The sequence below is a fragment of the Vibrio sp. 14G-20 genome (assembly GCF_026241515.1).
Taxonomy (GTDB): domain Bacteria; phylum Pseudomonadota; class Gammaproteobacteria; order Enterobacterales; family Vibrionaceae; genus Vibrio.
On record NZ_JAPHPW010000050.1, the window covers coordinates 1 to 6,189 of the forward strand.

At 44.1% G+C, this 6,189-nt stretch carries 6 protein-coding genes and 4 tRNA genes; 7 read left to right on the forward strand and 3 right to left on the reverse strand.

Features of this window, described 5'->3' with window-relative positions:
- Window positions 1-249: 249 nt before the first annotated feature.
- Window positions 250-1,590: a CDP-diacylglycerol--serine O-phosphatidyltransferase gene (gene pssA / locus OQJ75_RS22260; RefSeq protein WP_265974960.1), complete on the reverse strand. Its 1,341-nt coding sequence runs from the start codon at window positions 1,588-1,590 to the stop codon at window positions 250-252.
- 91 nt (window positions 1,591-1,681) lie between these two features.
- Window positions 1,682-2,113 (reverse strand): GNAT family N-acetyltransferase, encoded by a 432-nt coding sequence (locus tag OQJ75_RS22265; RefSeq protein ID WP_265974959.1) that lies wholly within the window; start codon window positions 2,111-2,113, stop codon window positions 1,682-1,684.
- 66 nt (window positions 2,114-2,179) lie between these two features.
- Between OQJ75_RS22265 and murB the strand changes: the two genes are divergently transcribed.
- Together murB and birA are read left to right on the forward strand one after the other, a co-directional pair.
- Window positions 2,180-3,226, forward strand: a complete 1,047-nt coding sequence (murB, locus tag OQJ75_RS22270; RefSeq protein ID WP_265974958.1) for a UDP-N-acetylmuramate dehydrogenase — start codon at window positions 2,180-2,182, stop codon at window positions 3,224-3,226.
- Window positions 3,223-4,188 carry a bifunctional biotin--[acetyl-CoA-carboxylase] ligase/biotin operon repressor BirA gene (gene birA / locus OQJ75_RS22275; RefSeq protein WP_265974957.1) on the forward strand — a complete coding sequence of 322 codons (966 nt, stop codon included), beginning with the start codon at window positions 3,223-3,225 and terminating at the stop codon, window positions 4,186-4,188. The genes murB and birA overlap by 4 nt, the downstream gene beginning before the upstream one ends.
- A gap of 7 nt (window positions 4,189-4,195) precedes the next feature.
- Here the strand turns inward: birA and coaA are convergent, their stop codons facing one another.
- A complete protein-coding gene (coaA, locus tag OQJ75_RS22280; RefSeq protein ID WP_265974956.1) occupies window positions 4,196-5,119 on the reverse strand; it encodes a type I pantothenate kinase in 924 nt (307 codons plus the stop codon).
- Window positions 5,120-5,329: 210 nt separating this feature from the next.
- Between coaA and OQJ75_RS22285 the strand changes: the two genes are divergently transcribed.
- From OQJ75_RS22285 to OQJ75_RS22305, 5 genes are all read left to right on the forward strand, one after another.
- Window positions 5,330-5,405 (forward strand) — tRNA-Thr (locus OQJ75_RS22285).
- 44 nt (window positions 5,406-5,449) lie between these two features.
- Window positions 5,450-5,534: transfer RNA gene (locus OQJ75_RS22290), tRNA-Tyr, on the forward strand.
- 39 nt (window positions 5,535-5,573) lie between these two features.
- Window positions 5,574-5,648, forward strand: a tRNA-Gly gene (locus OQJ75_RS22295).
- Window positions 5,649-5,661: 13 nt separating this feature from the next.
- Window positions 5,662-5,737: transfer RNA gene (locus tag OQJ75_RS22300), tRNA-Thr, on the forward strand.
- A gap of 94 nt (window positions 5,738-5,831) precedes the next feature.
- On the forward strand, window positions 5,832-6,189 hold a 358-nt coding region (locus tag OQJ75_RS22305; protein WP_266067288.1), incomplete at its 3' end, for a GTP-binding protein.

Genomic DNA, 6,189 nt, shown 5'->3' on the forward strand with positions numbered 1-6,189 from the left:
GGCCTGTCACGCCGGGGGTCGCGGGTTCGAGTCCCGTCCACTCCGCCACTTATTAAAAAAGCCCTGCTAGAAATAGCAGGGCTTTTTTACGTTTGGAGTTTGACAAAAAGAGTCTAACCTTCAAAATATCTCGCTATCTCGCTATCTCGCTATCTCGCTATCTCGCTATCTCGCTATCTCGCTATCTCGTGGATACAAAAACGCCTAGCGTTTGCTAGGCGTTGATAAATAGTGTTTTTAATACATCGGCTACAGTATTTGCTTAAGTACTCTATCGGCTTTCACACGAGTGATCTTACGAATCAACTTCTGAACTTCCTCAGGGTAGCTCTCTACCTTGTCTAACTGCTTATAAGTACAGATAAGCTGAGTGTGTTGAAGGATATTATCCACTTCTGCCTGGAACTTGTCTGTTAGGTGGTGGTAGCTATCTTGGATAAAGATGCCGTTCTCTAGATCAAGCTTCCATGCGCGAGGGTTTAGGTTGTTACCTGTTAGAAGCATGTAGCGCTTATCTACCCAAATGCCCTTTAGGTGGAAGCTATTGGAATCGTGTTGCCAAAGTCGAATTGATAGATTACGGCTAGCAATATGAGCTTCATTAGCTTTAGCGAAACGACGTAAATTTAATTCGTAAAGATATGGCAAACCACCAATTGTTTTAAACTCTTCTTCTGGCGAGATAAAGAAATCATTCGCTGTCTTATCGCCAACAACAATACTGACCTTTACGCCACGCTTAAGCGCTTTCTTCACTTCTTTAGCTAGGCTGGGTGGGAAGTTGAAATAAGGTGTGCAGATAAAGATTTCATCTTTAGCTTGAGCAACTAGTTGATTGATTCCCTGATTCAGGCGGTTACGTCTTTTACCGATACCGACTAGTGGCGTTATGGCAACTTGTTCAGGTGAAACATCTTGTCCATCGAACTGATATTGAGATCTTGCTAATGATGAACGGAATTGGCGAATCGCTGGTTTCAGTTCTTTGGTCACCGGCTTGTTCTTATCAGCCAGGTCATAAACAGCGCTGTCCGCAACCATCTGTTCGTGTACGTAGGCAAACATTGAGTCAGCAAGAGCCGCGTTGTTTAAAACGTGGTAACGATCAAAGCGATAGCGGTCATGGTAATTCAGGTAGATATTGTTAAGGCTTGCACCGCTGTATATCACGCTGTCATCGACGATAAAGCCTTTCAAGTGCAATACGCCAAAGACTTCTTTGCCGCGAACTGGAATACCATAGACAGGTACAGAGTGCTGATATTTTTCTGAAAACTCTTTATACATTGCAGCATTGCCTTCAGAAGACTCTGCACCAATCAATCCGCGCTGCGCTCGGTGCCAATCGACACAAACGCTTACGTCTAATTCTGGATTCTTTTGCTTTGCTTCATATAAGGCAGTTAGGATCTCACGGCCAGCCTCATCATCTTCAAGATACAAAGCGACTAAACTAATACGAGTCGTAGCGCGAGATATCTCATCAAGTAGGCGAGTTCGAAACTCTTGCGCTGATAGTAGTACTTCAAACTTGTCAGGATTCTGCGCTATGGTTGGCAACTGTATGAATGGATTCCTACTGGCAATCATATTGACTGTTTTACCTTAAAAATATGCAAAATTGCGAACCTTTAATTTTACCAAAGGGATAGCACCAAATACTAGATAATCGAGGCATTCTCTAACAATTTTGCTGATAATGCATAGGAATGAGATCTTTTCCGCTATTCGAATAGCGCTCGTATAAAACTCTTAAACCATTTGGTAGATCTTTAGGGTCTACTTGCACGAATTTGTGTCGCGCGTAAAAATTGGTGAGATAAGCATACGCAAAGCAATAATCGTCTTCCGTAAGCGTATGTTGCGCACAATAATCCATAAGCTGGGAGCCTAATTGCTTACCGCGATGTTGTTTTGATATCGCCATTCCAGTAAGTAAGCGATTATTTTCTATTGTACGAAAACGCACGACACCGCACAGCTCGTTATCCCGCAATAACGAGTAGATCAGTTCACTCTTATTCGCTTTTCCCGTTGGGTAATGTTCTTTATAGAAACGTTTAACTAGGGGAACCTTTACTGGGTCTAATTGAGTAATGATGACATTGTTCATTCAGTCACTGCGCCATTGGTTTATCTGCTGTAGAATGACCGCAGTGTAAGTTAATTGAATATCGCCATGCAATTCCATCTCAATGCTAGTTTAAAAAATGTTCATACTTTTTCCATCGATCAGACGTGTGATGCGTTGGTTGAAGTCACCACTACCGAAGAACTGATTTCGCTTTACAAAGACCCTAAATGGTCAGCTTTGCCTAAGTTAATACTGGGTAAGGGCAGTAATATGCTTTTTACTGAGCACTTCGCTGGCCTGGTCATCGTGAATAAATTAGCTGGGATTGAGCTGGCCGAGACGGACAGTCATCACCTACTGCATGTAAGTGGTGGCGAGGATTGGCCAAGCTTGGTTGAGTGGAGTGTGGATAAGGGGTTGGGTGGTCTAGAGAATCTAGCAATGATACCCGGCTGCTCAGGCTCTGCTCCGATTCAGAATATTGGTGCGTATGGTGTTGAGTTGCAAGACGTATGCGAGTATGTCGATATTCTGTGTCTGGATACTTATACAGTTAAGCGATTAAGCAAAGAAGAGTGTCTCTTTGGTTACCGAGATTCTATTTTCAAACACGCTCTCTACGATAAAGCGATTGTTGTTGCGATTGGTTTAACGTTGCCGAAAGAGTGGGAGCCATGTAATCACTATGGCCCGTTAAAAAGCCTAGCAGCCGATAGTCTCTCTCCTCGTACGATATTTGATGAAGTATGTGCTATCCGTTCAAGTAAGCTGCCAGACCCTAGAGTACAAGGGAATGCGGGCAGCTTCTTCAAAAACCCTGTGATCACCCAAGATCATTTTGATCGCCTGTTAGCTCTATACCCAAACATTGTCGGTTATGAAAGTAATGAGATGATCAAAGTCGCTGCTGGCTGGTTGATTGATCAATGCCAATTCAAGGGCGTGACAGAAGGTGGTGCTCAAGTTCACCCTAACCAAGCATTGGTTATCATCAATTTTGATGAGGCTTCAGCTGTGGATATCCTTAAGCTTGCAGAGCGAGTACGCCAGTCCGTTTTGAATAAATTCGATATTCGATTGGAACATGAAGTGCGTTTTATGGGACGAGACTGCGAGACAAACCTAGACAAGGCTTTGGAGTCATTGGCATGAGAGAACACAGTACCAAGCTTGCGCTATTGAGATGCCTTGCTGACGGTGAGTTTCATTCAGGTGAAGACCTAGGTGAAATGATTGGTGTATCACGAGCGGCTATCAGTAAGCACATTAAAGGTATTCAAGAGTGGGGTTTAGACATCTACCGAGTACAAGGCAAGGGTTACAAGCTAGCCAGTCGTTTGGATATGCTTGACCAAGAAAAATTGTCTGCAGTTAGTCGCGATGCTTCTCTTGAACTGATTCCCATCATAGGTTCTACAAACCAACACCTATTAGAGCGTACTAACACCCTCGAATCGGGTTCTGTCTGTATTGCTGAATATCAAGCTGCGGGTCGTGGACGCCGTGGACGAGAGTGGGTATCGCCATTCGGTGCAAACCTCTACCTTTCAATGTATTGGAGACTTGACGCAGGGATGGCTGCCGCGATGGGCTTAAGCCTTGTGGTTGGTGTGGCTGTTGTTGAAGCTTTGGAAGAAATGGGTGTAGAAGGTGTAAAGCTCAAATGGCCGAACGACCTCTACCACAATGATAAGAAGCTTGCAGGTATCTTAGTCGAGCTGTCAGGACAGTCTGGTGGCGCTGCGCATATTGTGATTGGTTTAGGGCTAAACCTATCCATGGATCCAACAACATCAGGTATTGGCCAGCCATGGACTTCCCTTAAAGAAGTGTGTGATGGAAAGGTGCCTGACCGTAATCAATTAGCGCAGGCTCTGATCAATGCTTGGGATAAGTCACTTGTCGACTATGAGTTGAAAGGAATGTCCAATTTTGTAGAGCGTTGGAACCGCTTGGATAATTTCTTAGGTCGCAATGTTAGATTGATCATTGGACCTAGAGAAATTGAAGGTGTTGTTCAAGGCATCGATGAGCAAGGTGCTGTATTGCTCAACACTGAGAATGGTGTCGAGAGCTATATTGGTGGCGAGATATCGCTAAGAAAAGGCGACTAAAGCGTTACTATTTTCTTAGTAACACTTCTTCAACCATATGATCTGCGCCTTTACGTAGAATCAGGTGAGCCCTTTCTCGTGTCGGAAGAATATTTTGTTCTAGGTTCAAGCCATTAATTGAACTCCAGATACCTTCCGCTTTATCCAATGCGGCTTGGTTCGATAATTTAGTGTAATGACTAAAGTAAGAGCCAGGCTTAGTAAACGCGCCATCACGGAATTTCATAAAGCGATTGACGTACCACTCTTTGATTTGTTGGCTATCGGCGTCAACATAGAGTGAGAAATCAAGGAAGTCTGAAATAAATACCCGATGTGGCTCGTGCGGGTAGTTCATTCCGGTTTGTAAGACATTAAGTCCCTCAATAATAAGCACATCTGGTAGGTCGACGCTCTTAACGTCATCAGTAATGTTGTACGTAAGATGTGAGTAAACAGGAGCTGTGACATTTCTCTTGCATGCTTTTACATCAGAAACAAAGTTCACTAAACGCTTGATATCGTAAGACTCCGGAAAGCCCTTTTTGCTCATCAACCCTTTCTCTTCTAACACCTCATTCGGATACAAAAAGCCATCGGTTGTCACTAACTCAACTTTTGGATGGTTCTCCCAACGAGATAGTAGGGCTTTAAGCAGACGTGCAGTCGTACTTTTTCCAACGGCAACACTGCCCGCAATACCGATGATAAAAGGTGGCGCCTTCTCTTTCTTATCTAGAAATTGGTGGAGTACCGAGTTTCTATTCTGTCTGGCTGCTACATAGAGGTTCAATAGACGAGATAGCGGTAAATAGATCTCTACTGCCTCTTCCATTGTGAGCTTTTCATTGATGCCTTGAAGCTCTTTTAAGTCGCTCTCAGAAAGTGTCATCGGAACTAAATTCCTTAGTTCAGACCAACGTTCGCGGTCAAATGACATAAATGGGCTCATACAAAACTCTATAGTGGATAACAAAACAAGTGCATGGAAAATACATCAAGCGATAGATAAATAAAATATCTTCCTGTACTAGATGCGGGTTAAAGACGTAAACCTTGAGCTAAATAGCTGTATGTAGGAGTTTGGTCAGAGAATTTTGCACTTTTTTTCAATTTGCTATTGCAAGGTGGAAAATCATTCAATAAAATGCGCCCCACTTGTGCCGACTTAGCTCAGTAGGTAGAGCAACTGACTTGTAATCAGTAGGTCACCAGTTCGATTCCGGTAGTCGGCACCACTTTCTCCCTTCCTATAAGGCAAGCGAGAGAAAGCTCAAAATTTGGAGGGGTTCCCGAGTGGCCAAAGGGAGCAGACTGTAAATCTGCCGGCACTGCCTTCGATGGTTCGAATCCGTCTCCCTCCACCATATTCTAAAGGTTAAATAGCTCAAACAGAGTTACGTGTTGCGTGCATCGTATAATGGCTATTACCTCAGCCTTCCAAGCTGATGATGCGGGTTCGATTCCCGCTGCACGCTCCAACTCATTTTGTGTGCTGATATAGCTCAGTCGGTAGAGCGCACCCTTGGTAAGGGTGAGGTCCCCAGTTCGACTCTGGGTATTAGCACCAGTCTAAAGCTTCTTCTCCTTTAATAAAGAAAACCATTTTTTTGGTTGCGTGGTCTTATTTTAAGCCACCTAATCCGTACCTAGAGGGACACCCCATGTCTAAAGAAAAATTTGAACGTACGAAACCGCACGTAAACGTTGGTACTATCGGCCACGTTGACCACGGTAAAACAACTCTAACTGCTGCTATCTGTACTACACTTGCAAAAGTGTACGGCGGTGTTGCTAAAGATTTCGCATCTATCGATAACGCTCCAGAAGAGCGCGAGCGCGGTATCACAATCGCAACTTCTCACGTTGAGTACGATACTCCTGAACGTCACTACGCACACGTAGACTGTCCTGGACACGCCGATTATGTTAAAAACATGATCACTGGTGCTGCTCAAATGGACGGGGGTATCCTAGTTGTTGCTGCTACAGATGGCCCTATGCCACAAACTCGTGAGCACA

Bases quoted from the DNA above. Each gene is read 5' to 3' on its own strand.
- pssA (WP_265974960.1), bottom strand. From the start codon at position 1,590: ATGATTGCCAGTAGGAATCCATTCATACAGTTGCCAACCATAGCGCAG.
- OQJ75_RS22265 (WP_265974959.1), bottom strand. From the start codon at position 2,113: ATGAACAATGTCATCATTACTCAATTAGACCCAGTAAAGGTTCCCCTA.
- murB (WP_265974958.1), top strand. From the start codon at position 2,180: ATGCAATTCCATCTCAATGCTAGTTTAAAAAATGTTCATACTTTTTCC.
- birA (WP_265974957.1), top strand. From the start codon at position 3,223: ATGAGAGAACACAGTACCAAGCTTGCGCTATTGAGATGCCTTGCTGAC.
- coaA (WP_265974956.1), bottom strand. From the start codon at position 5,119: ATGAGCCCATTTATGTCATTTGACCGCGAACGTTGGTCTGAACTAAGG.